Source organism: Burkholderia sp. MSMB1826 (genome assembly GCF_001526325.1).
Taxonomy (GTDB): domain Bacteria; phylum Pseudomonadota; class Gammaproteobacteria; order Burkholderiales; family Burkholderiaceae; genus Burkholderia.
This window is the reverse complement of the sequence record NZ_LOYN01000026.1, coordinates 1-24,773: the sequence shown is the minus strand read 5'-3', so window position 1 is coordinate 24,773 and position 24,773 is coordinate 1. Positions and strand designations below refer to the sequence as shown.

Here is a 24,773-nt window from a genome sequence, read left to right as displayed (position 1 = left end):
TCGCACCGGATATTTCGAATCATCGACACCTGAAATTGATGCATGTTTCGCACCATTCGATCAAGATATTGAGAAACATCTACCTCGCCGAAAAGGCATCTTCGTCGCTGTCGCCCGGCATGCATTGCCCCTCAAGGAATGCCGAGCACATCACGCGGATGGCAGGTAGCCCGGACATCGATTTTTTCTCATCACGGATGACGACAAATAGGCCATCAATCCGTTGCATCGGCAAATGTCACAAACCGTATATTTTTAGCGCCTCAAACACGAGCATTCTTCGCGATCGGCATAAAAGAGTCTCTTCTCGGATATTTTTATTTTTAAAAACAATTCGACCTTTTATTTCCCGATACAAAACCTGCTGAAAATCACCCCCAGCAGGTCATCCGAAGTGAACTCCCCGGTAATCGAATTGAGTTGCTCCTGCGCGAGCCGAAGCTCCTCGGCGAACAGATCGAGCGACTGCGCGCGCTGCTCCGCGTGATCGGCCGCCTGCGCGAGATGCGCCTGCGCGGCCCGCAGCGCGATCAGATGCCGCTCGCGCGCCAGATAAACGCCCTCGGCTCCCGCCTGCCATCCGGCAATCCGCAACAACTCCGCGCGCAGCATGTCGATCCCGTCGCCGCGCTTCGCCGACAGATGCACCTCGGTCAGATCACCTTCCGCCGCCGGATGCTCGACGCTTGCCGGCACGCCGGTCAGATCCGTCTTGTTCAGCACGCGCACCACCGGCACGCCGGCCGGAAACCGCGCCGCGATCGTCTCGTCGTCCGGCGTCATCCCCGTGCGCGAATCGAGCAGATGCAGCACGACATCCGCGCGCTCGATCTCGCTCCACGTGCGTGCAATGCCGATCCGCTCGACTTCGTCCTCCGTCTCGCGCAGCCCGGCCGTATCGATGATGTGCAGCGGAATCCCTTCGACCTGGATCGTCTGCGCGACCTTGTCGCGCGTCGTCCCGGCGATCGGCGTGACGATCGCCAGCTCGGCGCCCGCCAGCGCATTCAGCAGCGACGACTTGCCGACGTTCGGCTGCCCCGCGAGCACGACCGACAGCCCTTCGCGCAACAGCGCGCCCTGCCGCGCATCGCCGAGCACGTGCGCGAGCTGCGCACGGATCTTCGCGAGCTTGCCGCGCGCGTCGGCCGCTTCGAGGAAGTCGATCTCCTCCTCCGGAAAATCGAGCGTCGCCTCGACCAGCATCCGCAGCGTGATCACGTCATCGACGAGCGCATGGATCTGCCGCGAGAACGCGCCGTCGAGCGAACGCCCGGCCGAGCGCGCGGCCGCCTCGGTGCTCGCCTCGATCAGGTCGGCAACGGCCTCGGCCTGCGCGAGGTCGAGCTTGTCGTTCAGGAACGCGCGCCGCGTGAACTCGCCCGGCTCCGCGAGCCGCAGCCCGAAGCCGCGCCCCGCATCCAGGCAGCGCTGCAGCAGCAACTGCATCACGATCGGCCCGCCATGCCCCTGCAGTTCGAGCACGTGCTCGCCGGTGTACGAATGCGGCGCCGGGAAATACAGCGCGATCCCGCGGTCGAGCGGCGCGCCGTGCGCGTCGAGGAACGGCACGTAGCTCGCATGACGCGGCGCGAGCTTCTGCCCGCACAACGCGTCGATCAGCGGCAGCGCCGCCGCCTCGCCGCCGCGCCCGAACGACACGCGGACGACCCCGATGCCGCCCCGGCCGGCAGCAGTGGCAATGGCGACGATCGGATCGGAATCGGTAGCGAGCATGGGAATCGGAGAAATCGGGTAATCAGCGGGTCAATGGTGCGCCCGCACAACAGTTCGGGCATCGGAACGCCGGCATTGTAGCGTGCCGGCTCGCCCGCCACCGGCCACGGCGCCGGATTCGGACTCGCCTGAATTTATCCCGCCAGGGATAAGCCAAGTATTAGCCCGGCATCATCACACACCGGCCATTTCGGACGAGTATGTTTGCCGGAGGGGCTCGGCACTGCGTCCCTCAATTTCACCGCCCATCCTGATCAAGGCCGGGATTCGTCCGAACGAGATACGTTTATCCCATATGGTTGTCTGAGACGCGGCGATGGAATTGCACAATCTCCCCATGCCGACATCCGAAGAAAAAGCCGCGTTCTCGGAACGCCTGAAATTTGCCCTGCGGCGCAGCCCGGAGAAAGTCACGGGCGCGACGGAGCTGGCGAACCGATTCAATCTGCGCCATCGCGGAACGCATCCCGTTTCGCCGCAAACCGCGCACAAATGGTTGACGGGCCGCACGATCCCGACGTCGGACAAACTCGAAACGCTTGCCGAATGGTTGCGCGTCGAAGTGCACTGGCTGCATTACGGGCCGTCGCCGAGCGTGATCGAACATCCAACGCCGCAACCGCTGCCGCGCGATGAACGCTATCCACCGACGCCCGAGACGATCGAACTCGCGTCGAAGATCGAAGCGCTATCTCCGCACCAGCGCTACCTCGTTCAGGAACTGGTCGAGCAGTTCTACGGCGATCCGAAACCCGAAGCGAAGAAAGCCTGAACGGCAGCAACCGCACGCGCCACCGTCGCCGGGAAACAAAAAGCCGCATGGTCACGAACCATGCGGCTTTTTTTGCGAGCATCGCGGGCGGCTGGCCGCCCGTGAATGCAACGGGCGTCAGGCCGGCTTCTTCTTGACGCCGCCGAGCTTGCGCGTGATGTAGTACTGCTGCGCGATCGACAGCACGTTGTTGACGACGTAGTACAGCACCAGGCCAGCGGGGAAGAAGAAGAACATCACCGAGAACGCGATCGGCATGAACTTCATCATCTTCGCCTGGACCGGGTCCGGCGGCGTCGGGTTCAGGCTGGTCTGCACGAACATCGACACGGCCATCAGCACCGGCAGGATGAAGAACGGATCGCGCTGCGACAGGTCGTGAATCCACAGAATCCACGGCGCGCCACGCATTTCGACCGAGGCGAGCAGCACCCAGTACAGCGAAATGAACACCGGGATCTGGATCACGACCGGCAGGCAGCCGCCGAACGGATTGACCTTCTCGGTCTTGTACAGCTCCATCAGCGCGGCGTTCATCTTCTGCGGATCGCTCTTGAAGCGTTCGCGCAGCGCCTGCATGCGCGGCGTGATTTCCTTCATGCGCGCCATCGACTTGTAGCTCGCCGCCGACAGCGGGAAGAACACGGCCTTGATCAGCACCGTCAGCAGCACGATCGCCCAACCCCAGTTGCCGACATAGCCGTGGATCTTCTCGAGCAGCCAGAACAGCGGCTTCGCGATGATCGTCACCCAGCCGTAATCCTTCACGAGCTCCAGGCCGGGCGCGATGCCTTCGAGCATGCGCTCTTCTTCCGGACCGGCGAACAGGCGCGCCTGCACGTCGGCCGACTGACCCGGCGCGATCGCGGCGACCGGCTGCTTCACGCCCACGCGGTACAGCGCCGGATCGATCTTTTCGGCGTAAATGTCGCGCTTCGCGCCCTGCTGCGGAATCCAGGCCGACGCGAAGTAGTGCTGCACCATCGCGACCCAGCCGTTGTCGGCGGAGGTCACATAGTCGGCCTTGTTCTTGTCGAGGTCGCTGAAGTTGATCTTCTGGAAGTGCTTCGAGTCGGTGTAGACCGCCGGCCCGAGGAACGTATGCGAGAACATCGGTGTTTCGACGGCCGTGTTGTCGCGCACCAGTTCCATGTAGACCGTCGGCGTCACAGGCGCCGTGCCGACGTTGTCGATCTTGGTGTCGACGCCGATCACATAGCTGCCGCGCGTGAACGTGTAGGTCTTCACGACCTTCACGCCGCCCTTCACCGGCGATTCGAACGACAGCTTCAGCGTGTTCTGGTCGCCCGTCAGCGACGTCGGGCCCGCATCGACCTGCGTGTAGACGTCGTTGTGGTTCGGGAAATCGCCGCCGAGCAGGCCCGTGCGTGCGAGATACGTGTGGCCGGCCGTGTGGTCGAACAGCGTGATGTACAGGTCGGGCTGCTTGCCGTCGCCCTGCTTCTTCAGCGTCAGCTTCGCGAGCGTGCCGCCGCGCGTGTCGATTTCGCCATCGTACACGTCGGTCGAGAATTTCACGAGCTGCGCCTGGGCGGCCGGGGCCGTCGTCGACGGTGCGGCGCCGGCTGCGGCGGCAGGCACGTCACCTGCGTTCGTCGTCGCGCCCGTGCCCGATGCGCCGCCGGCAGCGGCCGGGGCCGTGTGCGTGGCGCTCGGGAAGAACATCGACGGGCGTCCATGGTCCCGCTGCCAGTTGTCGTACAGCATGACAGCTGACATGAAGAAGATCACCCATAGGACGGTGCGTTTGATATCCATGCGTTGTCTCAGAGTCGATGGGACCGCGCGTCGGCTTCGCCGCGAGCGCGAGTGTCGGAGTTGGGCGGCGGGACGAGGTCGATGCCGCCCGCGGAAAACGGATGGCATCGGCACACGCGCCTGACGGCGAGATACGTGCCGCGCGCGGCGCCATGATACTGGATTGCCTCGCGCGCGTAATCCGAACAGGAAGGATAAAAACGGCAACGGTTGCCGAGCATCGGGCTCACGGCAACCTTGTAGAAGCGCAGTAACGCGATCAATACCGTTTTCATACCTTGGGCGGCGCCGTACGACGCCGCGTCAAAACCGGCCGGGCGGGCGCGAGCGCCGCACCGGGCACGGATGCGTCACTCGGACGCGGGCTTCGACGCGCGGCGGGCGATTTCCCGGGCCGCCCTGTCGAGCAGCTCGCGGATCTCCGCCGCGCACATCGCCGCGAGCGGGGCGGAAGCCGCGCTCGGCAGCGCTTTCTTGTCGAAGCGCGTGTGCTGCCGCAGCAGCAGGTCGTAACCGGCGAATTCGGCGCGGCGCAGGCGAAACGCATCGCGCGCCAGCCGCTTCACGAGGTTACGGGTCACTGCACGCGGCGCATACTTCTTTCCGACGACGAGCCCCAGACGGGCAGGCTGGCCAGTCGGCTTGCCGTAGATCACGAAGTGCGCGGAGCGCCGCCAGGGGCGCAAACGAAAAACGGATGAAAATTCATCCGTTTTCAGAAGTCGCGCAGTTTTCGGAAAGGCGGCTTTCGTCTGCGACGGATTCGCACCCGGCTCGACGGCACCTTCCGCAGGACTGCGGACGGCGGACACAGCGCGCAACCTGCCTTAGATGGCGAGGCGCTTGCGGCCCTTCGCGCGGCGAGCGTTGATGACCTTGCGGCCACCTGCCGTCTTCATGCGGACACGGAAGCCATGGGTGCGCTTGCGGCGCGTCACGGACGGTTGGTAAGTACGTTTCATGATGTTCTCACTTGTTCGAGAATGTCGAAATTCAGGGGACCGCGTGCCCTTAACCGGAGGCATTCGGGCGAACGCAATCGCCGGGAATACAGGATTGGTTTTCGCGGAACCCGCTATTTAAACCGTTTTTCTCTTGACGGTCAATACTTTAGGCGTCGTCCGCCTGTGCCGGCCCGCTCCGATCCGGCCCCGCGACCCACAATCGGAGCCTGTGGATAAGTCCCGCTGTGGCCGCGTTTGGCGTTAGAATCTCGCCTTATCTCCAAGAATCCCGCACGCCGCTTCGGCGCCCGCCTGCCCCTCCAGGACTGTGACGCAGGCGTCCGAGGCACGCTCGCACGACCGCTTCGGGCCTTGTTGCGCCACCGCGACAAGGGCGCCGGCGAGCCGCGCTGTGCATGCAAAAAACGACAGCTACTTGATGAACGATTTCTGGCAACACTGTTCCGCACTGCTGGAGCGCGAGCTGACGCCCCAGCAGTACGTGACGTGGATCAAACCCTTGGCCCCGGTGGCCTTCGATGCGTCGGCGAACACGCTGTCCATCGCCGCGCCGAACCGCTTCAAGCTGGACTGGGTCAAGAGCCAGTTTTCTGGCCGCATCTCCGATCTGGCCCGAGAATTCTGGAACACGCCGATCGAAGTCCAGTTCGTCCTCGATCCGAAGGCCGGCATGCGCAGCGCGCCCGCGGGCGCCGCACCGGCCGCCCCGCGTGCACCGCTGGCCCCGAGCGGCCCTGCGGCGACGGTCGCCGCGATCGCCGCCAACCTGACCGCGCATGCCGCCGCGGCGCCCAGCGCGCCGGCCGACGTACCGATGACGCCGTCGGCGGCCGCCGCGCACCACCTGAACGCCGACGACGCCGACATCGATCTGCCGAGCCTGCCCGCGCACGAAGCGGCGGCCGGCCGCCGCACGTGGCGTCCGGGCCCGGGCGCCGCGCCCGCCAACGGCGGCGAAGCCGATTCGATGTACGAACGTTCGAAGCTGAACCCGGTGCTCACGTTCGACAACTTCGTGACCGGTAAAGCGAACCAGCTCGCGCGCGCCGCCGCGATCCAGGTCGCGGACAACCCCGGCATCTCGTACAACCCGCTGTTCCTGTACGGCGGCGTCGGCCTCGGCAAGACTCACCTGATCCACGCGATCGGCAACCAGTTGCTGCTCGACAAGGCCGGCGCGCGGATCCGCTACATCCATGCCGAGCAATACGTGTCCGACGTGGTGAAGGCGTACCAGCGCAAGGCGTTCGACGACTTCAAGCGCTACTACCACTCGCTCGACCTGCTGCTGATCGACGATATCCAGTTCTTCTCCGGCAAGTCGCGCACGCAAGAGGAATTCTTCTACGCGTTCGAGGCGCTCGTCGCGAACAAGGCGCAGGTGATCATCACCAGCGACACGTACCCGAAGGAAATCTCGGGCATCGACGATCGCCTGATCTCGCGCTTCGACTCGGGCCTCACCGTCGCGATCGAGCCGCCCGAGCTCGAGATGCGCGTGGCGATCCTGATGCGCAAGGCGCAATCGGAAGGCGTGAACCTGTCGGAAGACGTCGCGTTCTTCGTCGCGAAGCACCTGCGCTCGAACGTGCGCGAACTCGAAGGCGCGCTGCGCAAGATCCTCGCGTATTCGAAGTTCCACGGCCGCGAGATCTCGATCGAGCTGACCAAGGAAGCGCTGAAGGACCTGCTGACCGTGCAGAACCGGCAGATTTCGGTCGAGAACATCCAGAAGACCGTCGCCGACTTCTACAACATCAAGGTCGCGGACATGTACTCGAAGAAGCGCCCCGCGAACATCGCGCGGCCGCGGCAGATTGCGATGTACCTGGCGAAGGAACTCACGCAGAAGAGCCTGCCGGAGATCGGCGAGCTGTTCGGCGGGCGCGATCACACCACCGTGCTGCATGCGGTGCGCAAGATCGCCGACGAACGCAGCAAGGACGCGCAGCTCAACCACGAGCTGCACGTGCTGGAACAGACACTGAAGGGCTGAACGGGCCGGCGCGCTTGATAATTCGGCCTCCGCCCCAATTTAAGGGGGGCGGTTCGGTTTTGAGGCACAATACTGGTTTGACCGCCCCGGTGGTGGCGGGCCAAGAGCCCGGCCGGCGGGGCGCTGCGAGGCTGCTGCGCTGCAGGCCGTTACTCAACGAAGGAACTCTATGCAACTGGTCAAGACCGAACGAGACACCCTCCTCAGGCCGCTGCAAACGGTCAGCGGCATCGTCGAACGCCGCCATACGTTGCCGATCCTCGCCAACCTGCTGATCACCAAGAACGGCCCGGACGTTTCATTCCTGTCGACCGACCTGGAGCTGCAGATCACCACGCGCGCCGATTTCGGCGTCGGCGGCGACCAGATCGCGACCACCGTCGCGGCCCGCAAGCTGCTCGACATCCTGCGCGCGATGCCTGACGGCCAGGTCACGCTGTCGCTCGCCGACAAGCGCCTCACCGTTCAATCGGGCAAGAGCCGTTTCGCACTGCAGACGCTGGCGGCCGACGAGTTCCCGACCGTCGCGCAGGCGAAGGATTTCGGCGCCACGCTCACCGTCCCGCAGAAGTCGTTCCGCCAGTTGCTCGGCATGGTGCACTTCGCGATGGCGCAGCAGGACATCCGCTACTACCTGAACGGCATGCTGCTCGTCGTCGACGGCGACCAGCTGATGGCCGTGGCCACCGACGGCCACCGCCTCGCGTTCTCGTCGATGAAGCTCGAAGGCGGCACGTTCGGCCGCCAGGAAGTCATCGTGCCGCGCAAGACGATTCTCGAGCTGCAGCGCCTGCTCGAGGACATCGACGACACCGTCACCATCGACATCGCGCAAACCCAGGCCAAGTTCACGTTCGGCCAGGTCGAGCTCGTGTCGAAACTCGTCGAGGGCAAGTTCCCCGACTTCCAGCGCGTGATCCCGAAGGCGCACAAGAACACGTTCGAGATCGGCCGCGAAGAACTGCAGCGTTCGCTGCAGCGCGCGGCGATCCTGACCTCGGACAAGTTCAAGGGTGTGCGCTGCATCGTCGCGCCGGGCCAGTTGAAGATCATGTCGACCAACGCCGATCAGGAAGAGGCGCAGGAAGAACTCGAAATCGCCTACCAGGGCGATACCGTCGACATCGGCTTCAACGTCACGTATCTGCTCGACGTGCTCGCGAACCTGAAGGTCGACACCGTGCAGGTGAGCCTCGGCGACGCCAGCTCGAGCGCGCTGATCACCGTGCCCGAGAACGACGAGTTCAAGTATGTCGTGATGCCGATGCGCATCTGACGCGCTCGACATCGCGACACACACCAGGGGGCGGCAAGCCCCTTTGGCGTTTTTATGGCGAACCGACAACCCGCCCTTTTGGTGCCTTTTCGGCACTTCGGGCGGGCCAGGAAACTGGAGCGGCCCGGCGATTTCTCGCTGAAACGCACCGCGCCGCCACCTGAGTGGCCTCGCAGAACCGGAAGATATCCATGAGTGAACAGCACAATTCGCAACCCGATAACAGCAGCTACGGCGCCTCGTCGATCCAGATCCTCGAGGGGCTGGAAGCGGTGCGCAAGCGCCCCGGGATGTACATCGGCGACACGTCGGACGGCACCGGTCTGCACCACCTCGTGTTCGAGGTGCTCGACAACTCGATCGACGAAGCGTTGGCCGGGTACTGCAACGACATCCACGTGACGATTCACGCCGACAACTCGATTTCCGTGGTCGACAACGGCCGCGGGATTCCGACCGACGTGAAGATGAACGACAAGCACGAGCCGAAGCGCAGCGCCGCCGAGATCGTGATGACCGAGCTGCACGCCGGCGGCAAGTTCGACCAGAACAGCTACAAGGTGTCGGGCGGCCTGCACGGCGTGGGCGTGTCGTGCGTGAACGCGCTGTCAAGCTGGCTGCGCCTCACCGTGCGCCGCGACGGCAAGAAGCGTTTCATGGAGTTCCACCGCGGCGTCGCGCAGGATCGCGTGATCGAGGTGGTGGACGGCGTGGAAGTGTCGCCGATGCTCGTGACCGGCGACACCGAGAACCGCGGCACCGAAGTGCATTTCATGGCCGATCCGACCATTTTCGGCACGGTCGAGTATCACTACGACATCCTCGCGAAGCGCATGCGCGAGCTTTCGTTCCTGAACAACGGCGTGCGGATTCGCCTCACCGACCTGCGTTCGGGCAAGGAAGACGATTTCGCGTTCGCCGGCGGTGTGAAGGGCTTCGTCGAGTTCATCAACAAGACGAAGAGCACGCTGCACCCGACGGTGTTCTTCGCCAGCGGCGAGAAGGACGGCGTGGGCGTCGAAGTCGCGATGCAGTGGAACGACAGCTACAACGAAAACGTGCTGTGCTTCACGAACAACATTCCGCAGCGCGACGGCGGCACGCACCTGACCGGCCTGCGGGCCGCGATGACGCGCGTCATCAACAAGTACATCACCGACAACGAAATCGCGAAGAAGGCGAAGGTCGAGACGACCGGCGACGACATGCGCGAAGGGCTGTCGTGCGTGCTGTCCGTGAAGGTGCCGGAGCCGAAGTTCAGCTCGCAGACGAAGGATAAGCTGGTTTCTTCCGAGGTTCGTGCGCCGGTCGAGGAAGTCGTCGCGAAGGCGCTCGAAGAGTTCCTGCTCGAGACGCCGATCGACGCGAAGATCATTTGCGGGAAGATCGTTGAGGCTGCGCGGGCGCGGGATGCGGCGCGGAAGGCGCGTGAGATGACGCGTCGCAAGGGTGTGCTCGACGGCGTCGGCCTGCCGGGCAAGCTCGCGGACTGTCAGGAGAAGGACCCGGCGAAGTGCGAAATCTACATCGTCGAGGGCGACTCGGCAGGCGGGTCGGCGAAGCAAGGGCGTGATCGGAAGTTCCAGGCCATTCTGCCGCTGCGCGGCAAGGTGCTGAACGTCGAGAAGGCACGCTACGACAAGCTGCTGTCGTCGGAGCAGATCGTCACGCTCGTGACCGCGCTTGGGTGCGGGATCGGCAAGGAAGACTACAACCTCGAGAAGCTGCGCTATCACCGCATCATCATCATGACCGACGCGGACGTCGACGGTGCGCACATCCGGACGCTGCTGCTCACGTTCCTCTATCGCCAGATGCCGGACATGATCGAGCGCGGGTACGTGTATATCGCGCAGCCGCCGCTTTACAAGATCAAGGCGGGTAAGGATGAGCGGTATCTGAAGGATGATGTGGAGCTCAACGCGCACATGCTGCGGTTGGCACTGCAAGGGTCGGAGCTGGTGCCGGGGGAGAATGCTGCGGCGATTTCTGGGGATGCGCTTGGGGAGCTGGCACGGTCGTATCTGCTGTCGCAGAGCGTGATCGAGCGGTTGAGCCGGTTGTATGACCCGGCCGCGCTGGAAGCGGTTATGGATGGGGTGGTGATCGATCTCTCCAGCGAGGCGTCGACCGAGGCTTCGGCTAAAGCGCTGCACGCAGCGTTGCATGACGACGCGCTGAAGAACGAAGTGCGGGTCGTGCCTTCGTATGACCCGGTTCGCGAACAGCGGGCGCTGCACGTCGAGCGGACGCATCACGGCAATGTGCGGGTTTCAGTCATCGATCAGGAATTCCAGCACACGGCGGATTATCAGCAGCTCGTGACCACCGCGAATACGTTCAAGGGGCTTATCGGGGAAGGTGCGGTCATCAAGCGCGGGGAGCGCAGCATGGCTGTCGCGGACTTCAAGAGCGCGATGAAGTGGTTGCTTGCCGATGCTGAGCGGAACGTGTCGAAGCAACGCTATAAGGGCCTCGGCGAGATGAACCCCGAGCAGCTGTGGGAAACGACGATGGATCCGGCAGTGCGGCGTCTGCTGCGTGTGCAGATCGAGGACGCTATTGCTGCGGATGGGATCTTTACCACCCTCATGGGCGATGATGTCGAGCCGCGGCGGGCGTTTATCGAGTCGAATGCGTTGCGGGCGGGGAATATTGATGTCTAACTCATATCTGCTGTCGAGTGACACATTAAGTGAAAAATTCGTCACAAATATTGAAAAATGATGACTGAATAAATGAAAATTATCGAGAGAGGACACAACAAACTATAAGCAAGCTTTCTGATGATGCTTGAACGAGCCGAATATGTGCCTATATGCCTGCGTCAGCCGGCATTTTGATGCTGTTGTGCATCAGCTTAAATTCTCTCCACTCATAAATTTATGCAAAGGGTTACAAGCGTTAGCTTGTAACCCTTTTTTGTATAGTCATGATCTTCGCATCGCGAATGAGGTTGAACCCCTTCCGGCGCCACTAATCGAAAGAGTTGATTCGAAATGATTTTCCAGAGTCACCAGAAATTCCCTAAAAATCAAAAACTTGGCTCCACAGTGCTGCCCATCCCGCTCTTTCGGTAAATTCCTGTATGTGCCGGGATTTATCACCGGAACGAATAAATTTGGAGCTGCACGGAGCGATCAGAGATCCTCGTCTCCTTGTTGGCCACCCGGCGCGTCTACCTGTTGCCAGTCATCCGCGATTTTCTTCCAATCTACTGGACGCTCCACCGCGATTTCCTCTCCCGCCTCGTTCAGCCCCTTGCCGGACCATACCGCCCAAAAATCTGGGTCGTCGGACTTTGGCCGTTGCGGTTCCGGCAACTTGTTCATTTCGACCAGTACCGGTAACTCCGACGCCCATCCCAGTAAGATGGCGTGACGCGAGGGAAGAGACGGAAGATCTCTTAACAAACCGCGCAGATTGTCTGGTACGAGCCGATGTACCAACTCCTGGTCACGGTCATTGCTGATGCGGTGCAACAGATAGCTATTGCATTGGGATAGCACCGTGGGAGATAGCTCGCTCGGACGCTGGGACGAGAGCACTAGCCCGAGACCGAACTTGCGGCCCTCTCGAGCAATCTTTTCGAAGACCTGGCAGCAGATCGCAGCGGCATTTTGATTCTCAGCGTCATCGCTATATCGACGGATGAAGGTGTGGGCTTCCTCCATTACCAACACTGTAGGCAGTGTTTTACCCTTGTTGTGCTTCCGGTAGCGCTGCAGGGCTTCCAAGGTCATGCGGGCAATCACAGCTGTAACGATTTGCACGACATCTGCCGGTACCAGCGACAAGTCAATTACCGTCACGGAACCATTGGAAGCGTGATTGTCACCCAGGTAGTCCGTCAACCAACCGTCCAACGTGACGCTACCGTCGTCACCGCTGATCGTTTTCATGCGACTGTCCGAGAGAATCGTTCGGATCCGCATCAGCATGGTCTCGACGTACTCTGACACGCTCAACAATTCCGCATTGGCTTCCACGCTGCGCAACAGCTGATCACCGGAGAACGCGCGAGGAACGTCGGCATCGATCGGTAAAATATCAGTATCACTGCCACCAAACGTAGCATGCGCCGCTCGAGCAAGCGCTAGGAATTCGTCGATTTCCTGGGTGGTAAACTTTTGCTCCGAATATTGCGGTTTGCGGGCCTGCTCGAAATCTGAAATTTTCTGCCGGAGTGCATCTAATGCCTCATTCTCTTCCTGTGTAAAGCTGCCATCATTCTCCAGGCTCTTCTGCCAGACTAGCGCCCCTTGAAGAAAATTCTTGGGATGCGGGAAGTTCGCCCAGGGCCTCCCAGCATTTCGTTCAATTTGAATTATGCTCACTAGCGTACGCAGAAAGCGGCGCATCTCGTGACTTGGCGAAAAAGCAGTGTCGACTGTGCCATCTCGCACCGAACGTAGGGCTTGAATTAGCGTAGGCCTCTGTGTCTTGGCGCTAGCTTGCGTAAAGGCGCACCATTCAGTACTGCTCCAAAACCAGAGCGGCACCTGCAACTGACTAATCCCGTTATCATAATCGGCCTCCACGCCAAATACACGAACCTTGCTCATGTCCCGGAAGGTATTGGCATACTCTCCGTTTGGATCGAGCACAATAAAGCGAGCATTTGGATCGTCGTCGCCTCGCACCTTCTTGGCCTCCGACATCGACCAGCGAATCAAGCCGGCTACGGAGCAGGACTTACCACTGCCAGTATTGCCCAACACTGCGAGATGACGACCAAACAAGCGATCGGGGTCGATCATTACCTTGGCGTTCGCAGCCAACGGACTTATGCCGATCATGACCCTTCGGTTATCACCAGACTCGACAATGGCACGCAGCTGGTTCTGTGTTGGCAACAGCACCGGAGCCCCAACCGAAGGATATGCGTCCACACCGCGGCGAAAGTTGTAGCGCTCCGCCCCCCCGTGAAGACCCTCATAAGTCAAGCGGCCCAAGGGGTTGAGGCTCATTTTGCGCAATGGGTACGGCAAGTCAACCAATCCGAAGTCCTGCATACCCTTGCGTTTCGGGTACTGAGAACGCTCGACCGTGATCCATTCCACTTGGGCTACAAGATAGCCTTCGTCGTTGGGCACCAGCACATAGCCGTTGATGCGGGGGAAGGGGCGCGGCGTTCCAGTATTTAGGGCGACAGTATCTGGAGCCTCAATATCTAGAAGCACCTTGATCTCGTCCGGCGAAACGAAATCAATACTCCCGATCCGGAGAGAATCAGCAAATGCAAGCGGCGACAGTGTCATAGCAGGTCCTCTATGCCGAGATCATCCTTTGAGTCGCCTCCCGCCGCTTTCTGCACTGGTGGTGCGGTATGCCAGCGCTGTTTGAGCAATTCGCTCATTCGGAACGTCGTCTTATCGATCGCCGCCTTGGGCAGGAAGTTCTCGGTCAGCTTCTGCAGGTCCGCCAAGGCCGGACCGATCATCAAACTAATTTGCGGGGGGCGTCCGAGCTCCTCGTAGGTCCTCATGATCCGGCCAAGCGGGTCATCGAAGGAGATCACGACAAGATGTGTCGACGGAATTGTGAGCATGTCGCGAATCACGCGATTGATGTGCTCATCGCCGAAGCTGTATCCGTAAGTGACCAGTGTGCTGTTCGGGCGGCAAATGGCCGCTGCGAGATCGCGGAATAACTCGACGTACGGATAGTCGGAGGTCTCCCTGTCCTTGGCTGCATTCGGGTAAATCATTAGCGCGTGTGCGCTCGCACTCTCGAGTCCGGGGGCTTTCAAATACGGTTGGACGCTTTCTGCACCAAAGGGCAATCCGACACGTCGAATGTCACCACCAGTCTGTACCCAATCGACGGAGCCGTGCAGCTTAGTGAAGCGAGCAACCCCCTCCAGATAACGCGGCTCACCACGAATGCCGGGTGGGTTGTAGTGCATGTCCAAATCCAATCGTGACGAACGAAAAACTGGCGTCAGATTGCCGAGAAAGCGATCCAACAAGTGCAGACCAGCCAGTTCAGAGCCTGCCTCAATTAGCCGATCATAGTTGGTTGTAAAGATGTTCAGTCGATCACGTACGCCGGTGCGGCTGGCGAAGCTCATTAGGAAGGTGACGAGTGTATTGAACGCTTGTTCGCGTCTAGCTTCCTCAGCAGCCGCAATCCCACTTTCACTTTTCAGAATCGATTTTGAAAAGGCATCCAAAATATTGGCGAGATCCAGCGCTAGCTTTTCAGCGTCTTCGGTTTTACCCAGAATCGCCAATCCACGCAGCAGCTCGTTGGCAACGCGGAGTTGGTCCTCTAGATTCCCGAGCTCACGTCCCGCTTTCCCCGCGGCATCCTGCGCTGCGTTGCCTATTTCGGCTTGGTAACTAGAGAACGTAACAGCCCCCATCCCAGCAGCGCCTTTACCGGCCGCCAGGTAGTGCACAGCGTGGGTCAGACCTGATCCTGCTAATAGCGAAAGATGTTCTGATTGGAACAAGGAGGTTAGCCAAGGCTCAACCCGATTACGGAGGTCCTTAAGGCCGAATTCTTGACCACTTGTCCATGATGCATCGCTATCTGGACCCAGCTTGAACTTATTGACCTGTTCGGCCGCGCCGAAACAAATCGGACGATGATCGTCCCTGACCTTCAAAGTGTTTTCGAACTTACCTTGTTCCACCTCGCCACTCATATCTGCCCCCGTTGGTATCCATACCTTCGCACCAGTGAATTATATTGATATCGCCCGATACTCTCGGAACAGTCAGGGCTTTGGTTGTCGCCAAACGACCGGCCTTTACTCAGCACTGTCGGGCCAGACAACGGCCCACGAAGCCTTGCAGAGCAAGATTCTCTATTCAGGGTAACGCGAACGCCTTGACTTTATATATAAATTTATGTGCGAGTGCCTTCATCAGGTTGCCCTCCATTCCAGCCATCGTGTCCGGCTGCATGCACCAGACAATCGCATATAGGCGCGACATCACCGCGCTGCCTCACGATTCCACCAGGCCCTCGAGCAACTGACAATCGTATCGGCCTACGCGATTTTCGATCTCTCCTTCTCCGCTAAACCAACTCCACCGAGAACCGCTCATCGAAGATCCGAAAGTAGTTGACAGAGAGATGTTATATAGCAAATATATCAAACATGACAAAACAAGCCCAAACCCTGACCGCAACGCTTCGCGCAATTCGCGCCAAGCTCAATCTCACTCAGGAGCAGCTCGCCGAGCAACTTGGGGTGTCGTTTGCCACCGTGAATCGCTGGGAAGGCGGCGGAAGTAAGCCGCAGCGCGCAGCGACCGAAGCCATCTCGGCACTCGCGGCGGAAGCCGGCATAGAAGGAGAGCTCGTCGATGCTCAGACAACAACACCCACCATGCCTCGCCATCGGCGGGGTCGCGCTGCTGCACCGGTGCCAACCACCAAGCCGATGGAGCAAATGCTCTGGGACGCGGCCTGCTCCATTCGTGGCGAAAAGGACGCAGCCAAGTTCAAGGATTATCTGCTGCCGCTGCTGTTTCTCAAGCGCTTGTCCGACGTATTCGACGACGAAATCGATCGCCTGGCGGAGGAATACGGTGATCGTGCCACCGCGCTGGAAATCGCCGAAGCAGATCACTCGCTCCTGCGCTTCTATCTGCCGTCCGAGTCGCGTTGGGCCGCTATCAGCGGGCGTGAGTCCTACGAATGGCCGCTCGACGAGCGCGGGCGGCCAACCGCCCCCAAAGACATCGGGGAGCATCTGACCAAAGCCGTGCGCGCCGTCGTCAAGCAAAACCCGTCGCTCTCCGGCGTGATCGATGTGGTCGATTTCGCCGCCGAGCGCAACGGTGAGCGTGACATCAACCCGGCCAAGTTGCGTGGCGTGGTGGAGACCTTCTCTGATCCGCGCTACCGCTTGGGGCTGGCGGATGTACAGCCGGACTTTTTGGGACGCGCTTACGAATACCTACTGCGCAAGTTCGCCGAGGGATCGGGCCAGAGCGCCGGCGAATTCTTCACGCCAACTGAAGTGGGCTTCCTGATGGCCCACATCATGCGACCGAAGCCGGGCGAAACCTGCCATGACTACGCCTGCGGCTCAGCGGGGTTGCTCATCAAGCTTCAGCTCGTCGCCCGCGAGCAAGATCCGACCAGCAAGGTTCCTCTCAAGCTCTCCGGCCAGGAGCTCCAAGCCGAGAGCTACGCCGTTGCACAGATGAACGCGATCATCCACGACATGGAGGTCGAGCTTGCTCGCGGCGACACGATGATAAACCCCAAGTTCAGGAATGCCGACGGCACAATCCGTCAATGCAACATCATTGTCGCCAACCCGATGTGGAACCAGCCTTTCGCGTCGGATCTGTTCGCCAACGACCCGTTCGATCGCTTTCGCACTGCCGGCGGCATCACCAGCGGCAAGGGTGATTGGGCCTGGCTTCAACACACACTTGCGTGTATGGATGACGACGGCCGTGCTGCTGTCGTGCTCGACACCGGCGCAGTTACGCGCGGCTCGGGCTCGAAAAACGGGGACAAGGAGCGCAACATCCGCAAGTGGTTCGTCGACCACGATCTGATCGACGGAGTGATCCTGCTACCCGAGAACCTTTTCTACAACACCACTGCAGCCGGCGTGATCGTGGTTCTTCGCAAGAACAAGCCCGTCGACCGGCGCGGTAAGATCGTCCTACTCAACGCGAGCAAACGCTTTAGTAAGGGGCGACCGAAGAACTACCTGCCCGAGCAGGACCTTCGACCGCTAGCGGCGATGTACCTCAAGGGCGAACCTGTCGAGGGTGAGGTGGCGGTCATCGCACTGCAGCAGGTACAGGAGGCCGACTACAACCTGAGTCCAAGCCGGTGGGCGGTCAGCGCTGGAAACGGGAACGCCACGGACCTAGACGGGCTCCTGTCTCGCTTCCAGGACTGCCTTGATGCGGAGAAGTCTCTGGAAACCGCATTAATGGGCGCCCTCGTGAAGCTGAAGGAGCTAGCATGACTGCCGAGAGCGGAAGCATCGTCACCCTCGACCAGCTTTGCGAGCCGATCGCTCTCCAGCGCAACCCCAGCGATGTTCCTGACGCGGTGTACCTCGGGCTGGAACATTTGACACCTGGTCGTATGCGAGCGGCGACGGAAGGACAGGCTACCGACGTGCAAAGTCACAAGTTCGCGTTTCAGCGGAACGACGTGTTGTACGGAAAGCTGCGCCCCTATCTGGATAAAGCCGTACTTGCCGAGTGCGACGGTGTATGCACAACCGAACTACTGGTGCTTCGTGCGAAAAAAGGCGTTGACCCGCGCTACCTAGCGTGCATCGTCCACACCCCAGACTTCATTGATTACGCCATGTCCGGCGTCACGGGCGCGCATCACCCTCGGACGTCATGGAGTCACATTGCTCGCTACGAGATACCCCGCCACGATAATCAAGAACAGTCTGCGATAGCGACCTTGCTGTGGGGGACTCATGACCTGCTTGTAGCATGTGAAACGGCTGTTGAAGTCGCGCGTGAACTCAAACACGCCGCGATGTGCGAACTGTTCACGCGCGGCCTGCGAAACGAAGCGCAGCAGGAAACCGAGATCGGTCGAGTGCCCGAAAGCTGGTCCGTTGCCCGACTCGGCACTCACCACTCGGTCGTTTCCGGTGGCACACCATCACGGGGTAATCCTGCGTTCTGGTCAGGCGGCACGATTCCGTGGGTCAAAACCACCGAAGTGGATTATTGCGTGATCAGCGAAACCGAGGAACACATCACACCGGAGGGACTCGAGCATTCCGCCGCCAAACTGTTGCCCTCGGGCACGTTGCTGATGGCAATGTACGGCCAGGGCGTGACGCGCGGCAAGGTTGCCATACTTGGTATCGAGGCAGCTTGCAATCAAGCCTGCGCCGCCATCAGACCGAACGACAAAGCAGTCTTGCCGCGCTATTTGTACCACTTCCTCAGTTGGCGCTACGAGGCGATTCGCTCTCTCGCGCACGGGGGACAACAACAGAACCTCAATCTCGAAATCGTACGGGAGCTACTGGTTGCATGTCCGGAGACCAACGAGGAACAGGACGAGATAGTCACCATTCTCGACGCCTTGGATCGCAAGATCGACCTCCAAAGCAAGAAGCGCTCCCTACTGGAGGAACTGTTCAAGTCCGTGCTGCACAAGCTGATGATCGGGGAAATCCTGGTCTCGAATCTGGATCTGTCAGCGCTCCACTCGTCTTCGACGCAACATGAGGAGATTGCAGCGTGAGCCCCCTCAAGATCAGCGAAGCGGGCACGGTCCAATTCCCTATGGTGAAGCACGCTGTTGAGATCGGCTGGACGCCGATCGCACCGGAAGATGCCCGCATCAAGCGAGGCGGCGACGCGGGTGCATTCCTCCGCGATGTGCTCGAAGCCAAGATCGCAGCCTTCAACCCATGGCTTTCCGGCGATGCGGTACGCTCGGTGGTAGAGACGATGGACGCGCTACCGGCGAGCATCGAAGGCAACCGTGAACGGTTGGCGTGGTTACGCGGCGAACGGCAGTGGTACGACGAAGCCGAAAAGCGTCACCGTACAGTGACGCTGATCGACTACGAGCATGTCGAAGACAACAAGTTCCACGTGACATGGGAGTGGAAGATCAAGCCGCCTGCTCGCAAGGGTAACCGGGCCGACGTGATGTTTCTGGTCAATGGCTTCCCGGTCGTTATCGTCGAGCACAAGAATCCGAAGGACGGCGATGGTATCGAACGTGCGATCAAGCAGCTGCGCCGATACGAATTGGAGACACCGGAGCTGCTCGCCGCGCCACAACTCTTCAACGTCACGCACCTGCTGGACTACTGGTATGGCGTAACCTGGAACGCGAATCGGCGCGATATGGCGCGCTGGAAACAAACGCCCGAGGAGAGCTATCGGTTCGCGGTTCAGGCTTTCTTTGAGCGCCAAGACTTCCTGCGCACTCTGCAGCACTGGATTTTGTTCTACGTACAGGATGGGGAGACCCGCAAGTCGGTGTTGCGCCAACACCAGCGCCGCGCCATTGACGCCATCCTCGACCGCTGCGCCGACCCGGCCAAGACGCGAGGCCTAGTGTGGCACACCCAGGGTTCCGGCAAGACGTTCACCCTGTTGACCGCCGCCCGCCTGATCCTCGAGAACAAGGCGCGCTTCGCCAACGCAACCGTCATCCTTGTCGTGGACCGCACCGAGCTGGAAGGCCAGCTCAAGGGCTGGGTTGAGCGATTGCTCGGAGAGATGCAGCAAGAGGACATCGCTGTCTCCCGCGCGAAGAACAAGGCCGAGCTGCAGTCCTTACTGGACGCCGATTTCCGGGGCCTTATCATCTCGATGATCCACAAGTTCGAAGCCATCCGCAAAGACAGTTGCCTACGTGACAATGTTTATGTCTTCATCGATGAGGCCCACCGCTCGGTAGCCAAGGATCTCGGCACCTATCTGATGGCCGCCGTGCCCAAGGCGACGATCATCGGCTTCACCGGCACGCCCATCGCGCACACGTCGCAGGGCGAAGGCACATTCAAGATCTTCGGCACACAAGACGAGCTGGGGTACCTAGATAAGTACTCAATTGTCGAGAGCATCGCTGACGAGACCACGTTGCCGATCAAACACGTGATGGCGCCCAGCGAAATGACCGTGCCCGCCGAACGGCTGGACCAGGAATTCTTCGCGCTGGCCGGGAGCGAAGGCATCACAGACGTTGAAGAGCTCAACAAGGTACTCGACCGCGCAGTAGGCCTACGCACGTTTCTTACCGCCGACGACCGCATCGAGAAAGTTGCGACCTTCATGGCCGAGCACTTCAAAGAAAACGTGCTGCCGTTGGGCTACAAAGCTTTCTTGGTGGCAGTGAACCGCGAAGCCTGCGCCAAATACAAGAAAGCGCTGGACAAGCTGCTCCCGTCCGAATGGGCCGTCCCGATCTACACGCAGAACGCGGCAGATGTGATCGATCGTCCACTAGTCGCCGAACTGCAGCTCTCCGACGAGCAAGAGGAACAAGCGCGGCTACTGTTTAAGAAGCCTGCCGAGAACCCTAAAATTCTGATCGTCACGGACAAGTTGCTCACCGGCTATGATGCGCCACCGCTGTACTGTCTGTACCTCGACAAACCGATGCGCGACCACGTGCTACTGCAGTCCATTGCGCGCGTGAACCGCCCATATGTTGACGCCAATGGCGCGCAGAAGCGCGTCGGGCTCGTGGTGGATTTCGTGGGTGTGCTACGCGAGCTAAAAAAGGCTCTGCAGTTCGACTCGTCGGACGTCAGTGGCGTGATTGAGGACCTGGACGTGCTGCTCCAGGACTTCCTGCAGAAGATCTCGCAAGCCGAGAAAGATTACCTGCTGGTTTCCAGCCGTGACTCCCCCGACGAGCGCCTGGAAAAGCTTGTGTTCGGCCGCTTCCTTGCACCTGATGCTCGCAAGGCATTCTTCGAGGCATACAAGGAAATCGAAGCGTTGTGGGAAATCCTCTCGCCCTCGCCGGAGCTGCGCGACCACATTGGCACTTACAAACAGCTCAGCCAGCTCTACGCGGCCGTGCGCAACGCATATGCCGAAAAGGTCGGGTTCGTTGCGGATCTCGCGTACAAGACCCGGCGGCTAATCGAGGAGAGCGCGGAGCAGCGGGGGCTGGGGCGGTTAACCAAAAGCGTGACTTTCGACGTACAGACCCTGCAGGCGCTGCGCAAGGAGGATGGCTCAGATGAGGGCAAAGTCTTTAACCTGGTGCGGGGCCTGCAACAGGAGATGGACGAAAACCCTGCAGCCGCACCCGTACTACAGCCGTTGAAGGATCGCGCGGAGCGTATCCTTAAGGACTTGGAGGATCGCACGACCACCGGACTAGCCGCAATGGACCACCTCGCAGCATTGGCCGCCGAGAAAGAGACGGCGATGAAGGCTGCGCGGGACAGTGGACTGTCCGCGCGGGCATTTGCGGTGTACTGGGTGTTGCGCGAGGATGCGGCAGTTAAGACCTCATCTGTCGATGCGATGACACTTGCAAAGGATGCGGAAGCGCTCTTGTCGCGCTTTCCGAATGCAGCAGTGAATCCGGATGAACAACGTCGCCTTCGGGCTGCCATGTACAAGCCAGTACTGGCGCTTGGGCAGGACGAACGCGCCCGTGTCGTTGATCTCATCGTCCGGCTGTTGCTCGCGGAGGGTGACGAGTGAAGTCGTCCCTATACCCGGTGCAAGAGCTGCGACGGCGCGCATTGGCGTGGGCGGTTAAGCTGCGCGTGAACCCGCGCGTCGTTCGTGTTCAGGAAATGCGCAGAAAGTGGGGCTCCTGCTCTTCGTCCGGGACGATCACTTTGGCTTTCGATTTACTCGATCAGGATGAACGATTCCAGGACTACGTGATCGTCCACGAATTGCTTCATCTTCGTTTCGGGAGTCATGGGCGAGTGTTCAAGGCGCTGATGAGCGTACATATCCCCGGATGGCGACACTTGGAAGTTACGAGGCTATACCGACCTGCTATCGCCACGCAAAAATGACGCTTTTCGGCCAAGGAGTCCACCTCGGGCCGTACTCACTGAATTCGCCGGAGCGCACGATTTTCCCGTAGATTTTGATGGCGTTTCGGACAGCCCCGCTGTCGTCGATACGCGGACCTCTGCGCTCGCCGACGCATGCCCGGCCGCGACTGTTCCGGCTCTTCGGCAATGTCACTCGAGGCGATTGCAATCTCGTTGCCAACCGTCTCGTGTGCCGCCTCGTAGTCCACTAGTTGGACATTCGGTCAAGTCTTCACAGCACTACTCGCTCTCGTCGATCCATAAAACCGGTTGCGACTGCCTTTACGTGATCAACCGACGCAAGCAGTTGGATTACAAATCGAAGGAGGGGAAAGCCTCTGCCGGACTCCGATCTTCCAACTCGGCGAGGAACACTTGACATGCCAACATCAAAAAAGCAGAACATCGCGGACCAAATATCATTCGTCAATGAGCGGCTAAGCAACGCACGAAGCATCACCAATGCATCTAACGCGACTGGAATACGATAGAAAAATATCATCACGCTCGGTCGCACGTTCGAATACGAGGAGTAGCGAATTGCATCCACGAATCCGCTCGAAGACGGCCCCCCAGGCGGATATCATGATTAACAAAAAACAAGCACCGCCGCCAGAATATTGAATGACGCATTCACAATTGGCAAAAAAACAAATATTTAATTTTTCACAATAAAGACGAGTTGCGCGATTCGTCAATTTCACCACCGATTGTCGACACCAATGCCTGTCGATTGTTGTCAAATGAAGTGTTCGCTATCCTGAGATACTCACCCATCTTCTGAATGTAGTCGACCCGATGACCGCCCTTGGAAACTTCGTTCGAAATCGTCGCTTCGAGCTCGGCCTGACGCAGGCCGCGCTCGCGACACGCATGGGCGTAGACGACACCTACATCAGTGCAGTAGAGACGGGACGGCGGACGCCAGACGGCTCGCCGTTCTTGGAGATGCTAGGTCGAGCTCTCGAGCTCGACAGCGATCGAATTCACCAGCTATTCAGCGTGGCGCGCAGGTCCCAGCGATTTTTTCGCCTGCCGGAAGAGCTGTCACCCCGCAAGCACGCCGTGTTCATGGCAATCGCGGAGGACCTGCCGCAATTGAGTCAGGAAGACGTAGAGGTTATCGCAAGCGTTCACGCGGCATTGGTGCGAAACCGAAAATCTGACGCTCCACACAATGTCGACATTATCGAAGGGGGGGCCATGTAAAGAAAAAGCGCCGTAAACCCGAGGGGCCTGCAGCGCTCTGTGGTCGGAACTGAAGAAGATTCGCGATTTGGCGATTTCGAGTCTCCTCCGCTCCGCCCCCAGAGTCAAGCCCTTCTTTTTCCTGTCGATCCGCCGCCCCATGCGATTTGAGCAAACTTTGTCGAGTCGCGGATAGCGCTCGCCCATCGTCAGCGCAATTCTCGACAACGGCCGGTTGTCGACGGGCAGCTCACACCCCAAAAAAGGAGCAGCAGTGAACACGAGGTCGATATCGATTCCGTGGTCTGCCGGGCACACACCGGTCCGCAAAATCGTGACGCAGTCTGGAGGAATTCCGCGTGGACTCTTCCCGAGTCGCAAAAATAACCGAATGGTCGGATATGAACACTTGCTGGAAGCAGATGCATGCGTCCTATTCGAGATGTCCCCCCAAATCGCGTCCTATCGTGAACAGCCAACACGCATTTCGTTTCCCGATGGAGACCGGAGCCGCCTTTACACGCCCGACTATCAGCTAGACCTGACGGATGACCTGCCCCCTTCAATAGGGCCGATGGGCTTCTAGCAAAGTCCCTTTAAACCAGCTCCTGGAAAGCGGCGGGAGCATCCGCTGTTGCTCGGTGTTTCGCAGCAAACTCTGCTGGCGACAGGTAGTTCAGCGCGCTATGCGGCCGGTCCTCGTTGTAGTCCTGACGCCACGTCGCTATGAGCGCCCGAGCATGCGCGAGACTTGTGAACCAGTGCTCGTTGAGGCATCCCGCTCTGCAGCTCGCCACCCGAAGTCCGTGAGCTTAGTAAGATTACCGAAATGGTCCGACTCCCCAAAGCTCTTCGATGAAACCTATTATCCGCAAAGGCGACACAACAGATCACGGTGGCACAGTGCTCGACGGCTTCGGCCTTTCGAACTTGAACGGCCGACCGGCATCCGGTGTCGGCCATATGGTCCTGTGCCCGAAATGCCAAGGTACCTACCCGATCGTTCAGGGCTCCAGCCAGTACACGATTGAAGGCCGCGCCGTTGCGCTGGACAGGATGAAGACTGCATGTGGCGCCTCGCTGATCGCCAGCCAACAAGAATTCCTGGCAAGCGAGTGATGCTATCTGGCTCTAATTAAATCGAACCTTATCTGCTCGGCACACATTTCACGTCGCCGAAATGCAAAAACCCCCGCCTTTCGGGCGGGGGTTTCTGGCTTAGGGAGCCTGACGATTACCTACTTTCACACGGGAATCCGCACTATCATCGGCGTGGAGTCGTTTCACGGTCCTGTTCGGGATGGGAAGGGGTGGGACCGACTCGCTATGGTCATCAGGCAAAGAGGGTTGTTGCGTTGCTTCGCAGCGCAACCAATCCGGGAAGAAGCAGTAATTTTGGGTTGTGTGTATCGCACACGAGAATCAACAAGTCCTGTTAAGGCAGACTTGTTATAGGATCAAGCCTTACGGGCAATTAGTATCGGTTAGCTGAACGCATTACTGCGCTTACACACCCGACCTATCAACGTCCTGGTCTCGAACGACCCTTCAAGGGGATCTAGTCCCCA

17 protein-coding genes, 2 rRNA genes and 1 pseudogene are annotated in these 24,773 nt (G+C 59.9%); 10 read left to right on the top strand and 10 right to left on the bottom strand.

The window, feature by feature from the left end:
* Positions 1–342: 342 nt before the first annotated feature.
* Entirely contained in the window at positions 343–1,737 is a 1,395-nt protein-coding gene (mnmE, locus tag WS95_RS16225; RefSeq protein ID WP_059824660.1) for a tRNA uridine-5-carboxymethylaminomethyl(34) synthesis GTPase MnmE, read from the bottom strand.
* Positions 1,738–2,074: 337 nt separating this feature from the next.
* Between mnmE and WS95_RS16220 the strand changes: the two genes are divergently transcribed.
* Entirely contained in the window at positions 2,075–2,509 is a 435-nt protein-coding gene (locus WS95_RS16220; RefSeq protein ID WP_059501495.1) for a transcriptional regulator, read from the top strand.
* A 117-nt stretch (positions 2,510–2,626) separates the two neighbouring features.
* Here the strand turns inward: WS95_RS16220 and yidC are convergent, their stop codons facing one another.
* From yidC to rpmH, 4 genes are all read right to left on the bottom strand, one after another.
* Positions 2,627–4,288 (bottom strand): membrane protein insertase YidC, encoded by a 1,662-nt coding sequence (gene yidC / locus WS95_RS16215; protein WP_059824658.1) that lies wholly within the window; start codon positions 4,286–4,288, stop codon positions 2,627–2,629.
* Between the two features lie 8 nt (positions 4,289–4,296).
* Complete coding sequence (gene yidD, locus WS95_RS16210) at positions 4,297–4,563, bottom strand: membrane protein insertion efficiency factor YidD (protein WP_006489939.1); 267 nt, start codon at positions 4,561–4,563, stop codon at positions 4,297–4,299.
* A gap of 75 nt (positions 4,564–4,638) precedes the next feature.
* Positions 4,639–5,100: a ribonuclease P protein component gene (gene rnpA, locus WS95_RS16205; RefSeq protein WP_059824656.1), complete on the bottom strand. Its 462-nt coding sequence runs from the start codon at positions 5,098–5,100 to the stop codon at positions 4,639–4,641.
* Between the two features lie 15 nt (positions 5,101–5,115).
* A complete protein-coding gene (gene rpmH / locus WS95_RS16200) occupies positions 5,116–5,250 on the bottom strand; it encodes a 50S ribosomal protein L34 (RefSeq protein ID WP_004198824.1) in 135 nt (44 codons plus the stop codon).
* A gap of 421 nt (positions 5,251–5,671) precedes the next feature.
* On the opposite strand from rpmH, the gene dnaA reads away from it, so the two are divergent.
* The 3 genes from dnaA to gyrB all read left to right on the top strand — a co-directional run bounded on the left by dnaA (position 5,672) and on the right by gyrB (position 11,191).
* Positions 5,672–7,249 carry a chromosomal replication initiator protein DnaA gene (gene dnaA / locus WS95_RS16195; RefSeq protein WP_059501500.1) on the top strand — a complete coding sequence of 526 codons (1,578 nt, stop codon included), beginning with the start codon at positions 5,672–5,674 and terminating at the stop codon, positions 7,247–7,249.
* Between the two features lie 169 nt (positions 7,250–7,418).
* Entirely contained in the window at positions 7,419–8,525 is a 1,107-nt protein-coding gene (gene dnaN / locus WS95_RS16190) for a DNA polymerase III subunit beta (RefSeq protein ID WP_034208731.1), read from the top strand.
* Between the two features lie 191 nt (positions 8,526–8,716).
* Complete coding sequence (gyrB, locus tag WS95_RS16185; protein ID WP_059824654.1) at positions 8,717–11,191, top strand: DNA topoisomerase (ATP-hydrolyzing) subunit B; 2,475 nt, start codon at positions 8,717–8,719, stop codon at positions 11,189–11,191.
* A gap of 474 nt (positions 11,192–11,665) precedes the next feature.
* Here gyrB and WS95_RS16180 read toward each other — a convergent pair whose 3' ends face one another.
* Both WS95_RS16180 and WS95_RS16175 read right to left on the bottom strand, forming a co-directional pair.
* Positions 11,666–13,786: an ATP-binding protein gene (locus tag WS95_RS16180; RefSeq protein WP_059824653.1), complete on the bottom strand. Its 2,121-nt coding sequence runs from the start codon at positions 13,784–13,786 to the stop codon at positions 11,666–11,668.
* Positions 13,783–15,165, bottom strand: a complete 1,383-nt coding sequence (locus WS95_RS16175; protein ID WP_257139813.1) for an SIR2 family protein — start codon at positions 15,163–15,165, stop codon at positions 13,783–13,785. Before WS95_RS16175 ends, WS95_RS16180 begins: the two co-directional genes overlap by 4 nt.
* Before the next feature lie 471 nt (positions 15,166–15,636).
* Between WS95_RS16175 and WS95_RS16170 the strand changes: the two genes are divergently transcribed.
* The 5 genes from WS95_RS16170 (at position 15,637) to WS95_RS16155 (ending at position 23,226) form a co-directional block, all read left to right on the top strand.
* The gene (locus WS95_RS16170; RefSeq protein ID WP_059824650.1) at positions 15,637–17,475 is read left to right on the top strand and encodes an N-6 DNA methylase; all 1,839 of its coding nucleotides are present in this window, start codon (positions 15,637–15,639) and stop codon (positions 17,473–17,475) included.
* The gene (locus WS95_RS16165) at positions 17,472–18,731 is read left to right on the top strand and encodes a restriction endonuclease subunit S (RefSeq protein WP_059824648.1); all 1,260 of its coding nucleotides are present in this window, start codon (positions 17,472–17,474) and stop codon (positions 18,729–18,731) included. The genes WS95_RS16170 and WS95_RS16165 overlap by 4 nt, the downstream gene beginning before the upstream one ends.
* Positions 18,728–21,670: a type I restriction endonuclease subunit R gene (locus tag WS95_RS16160; RefSeq protein ID WP_059824646.1), complete on the top strand. Its 2,943-nt coding sequence runs from the start codon at positions 18,728–18,730 to the stop codon at positions 21,668–21,670. Before WS95_RS16165 ends, WS95_RS16160 begins: the two co-directional genes overlap by 4 nt.
* Positions 21,667–21,996, top strand: a complete 330-nt coding sequence (locus tag WS95_RS33485; protein ID WP_082746930.1) for a M48 metallopeptidase family protein — start codon at positions 21,667–21,669, stop codon at positions 21,994–21,996. The genes WS95_RS16160 and WS95_RS33485 overlap by 4 nt, the downstream gene beginning before the upstream one ends.
* 819 nt (positions 21,997–22,815) lie before the next feature.
* A complete protein-coding gene (locus tag WS95_RS16155; protein ID WP_059824644.1) occupies positions 22,816–23,226 on the top strand; it encodes a helix-turn-helix domain-containing protein in 411 nt (136 codons plus the stop codon).
* Positions 23,227–23,801: 575 nt separating this feature from the next.
* On the opposite strand, the pseudogene WS95_RS33480 reads toward WS95_RS16155, so the two are convergent.
* Positions 23,802–23,990: pseudogene (locus WS95_RS33480) on the bottom strand (integrase core domain-containing protein); the annotation flags it as partial.
* 70 nt (positions 23,991–24,060) lie between these two features.
* On the opposite strand from WS95_RS33480, the gene WS95_RS16150 reads away from it, so the two are divergent.
* The gene (locus WS95_RS16150; protein WP_059824642.1) at positions 24,061–24,324 is read left to right on the top strand and encodes a PAAR domain-containing protein; all 264 of its coding nucleotides are present in this window, start codon (positions 24,061–24,063) and stop codon (positions 24,322–24,324) included.
* 106 nt (positions 24,325–24,430) lie between these two features.
* Here WS95_RS16150 and rrf read toward each other — a convergent pair.
* Both rrf and WS95_RS16140 read right to left on the bottom strand, forming a co-directional pair.
* Positions 24,431–24,543: ribosomal RNA gene (gene rrf, locus WS95_RS16145) — 5S ribosomal RNA — on the bottom strand.
* A 115-nt stretch (positions 24,544–24,658) separates the two neighbouring features.
* Positions 24,659–24,773, bottom strand: a 23S ribosomal RNA gene (locus tag WS95_RS16140); the annotation flags it as partial.

Excerpts from the sequence above, each read along its gene's own strand:
- WS95_RS16150 (WP_059824642.1), top strand. The coding sequence starts at position 24,061 with ATGAAACCTATTATCCGCAAAGGCGACACAACAGATCACGGTGGCACA.
- rpmH (WP_004198824.1), bottom strand. The coding sequence starts at position 5,250 with ATGAAACGTACTTACCAACCGTCCGTGACGCGCCGCAAGCGCACCCAT.
- mnmE (WP_059824660.1), bottom strand. The coding sequence starts at position 1,737 with ATGCTCGCTACCGATTCCGATCCGATCGTCGCCATTGCCACTGCTGCC.
- WS95_RS16165 (WP_059824648.1), top strand. The coding sequence starts at position 17,472 with ATGACTGCCGAGAGCGGAAGCATCGTCACCCTCGACCAGCTTTGCGAG.
- WS95_RS16180 (WP_059824653.1), bottom strand. The coding sequence starts at position 13,786 with ATGACACTGTCGCCGCTTGCATTTGCTGATTCTCTCCGGATCGGGAGT.
- yidD (WP_006489939.1), bottom strand. The coding sequence starts at position 4,563 with ATGAAAACGGTATTGATCGCGTTACTGCGCTTCTACAAGGTTGCCGTG.
- WS95_RS16170 (WP_059824650.1), top strand. The coding sequence starts at position 15,637 with ATGACAAAACAAGCCCAAACCCTGACCGCAACGCTTCGCGCAATTCGC.
- WS95_RS16220 (WP_059501495.1), top strand. The coding sequence starts at position 2,075 with ATGCCGACATCCGAAGAAAAAGCCGCGTTCTCGGAACGCCTGAAATTT.
- dnaA (WP_059501500.1), top strand. The coding sequence starts at position 5,672 with ATGAACGATTTCTGGCAACACTGTTCCGCACTGCTGGAGCGCGAGCTG.
- yidC (WP_059824658.1), bottom strand. The coding sequence starts at position 4,288 with ATGGATATCAAACGCACCGTCCTATGGGTGATCTTCTTCATGTCAGCT.
- gyrB (WP_059824654.1), top strand. The coding sequence starts at position 8,717 with ATGAGTGAACAGCACAATTCGCAACCCGATAACAGCAGCTACGGCGCC.
- WS95_RS16155 (WP_059824644.1), top strand. The coding sequence starts at position 22,816 with ATGACCGCCCTTGGAAACTTCGTTCGAAATCGTCGCTTCGAGCTCGGC.
- dnaN (WP_034208731.1), top strand. The coding sequence starts at position 7,419 with ATGCAACTGGTCAAGACCGAACGAGACACCCTCCTCAGGCCGCTGCAA.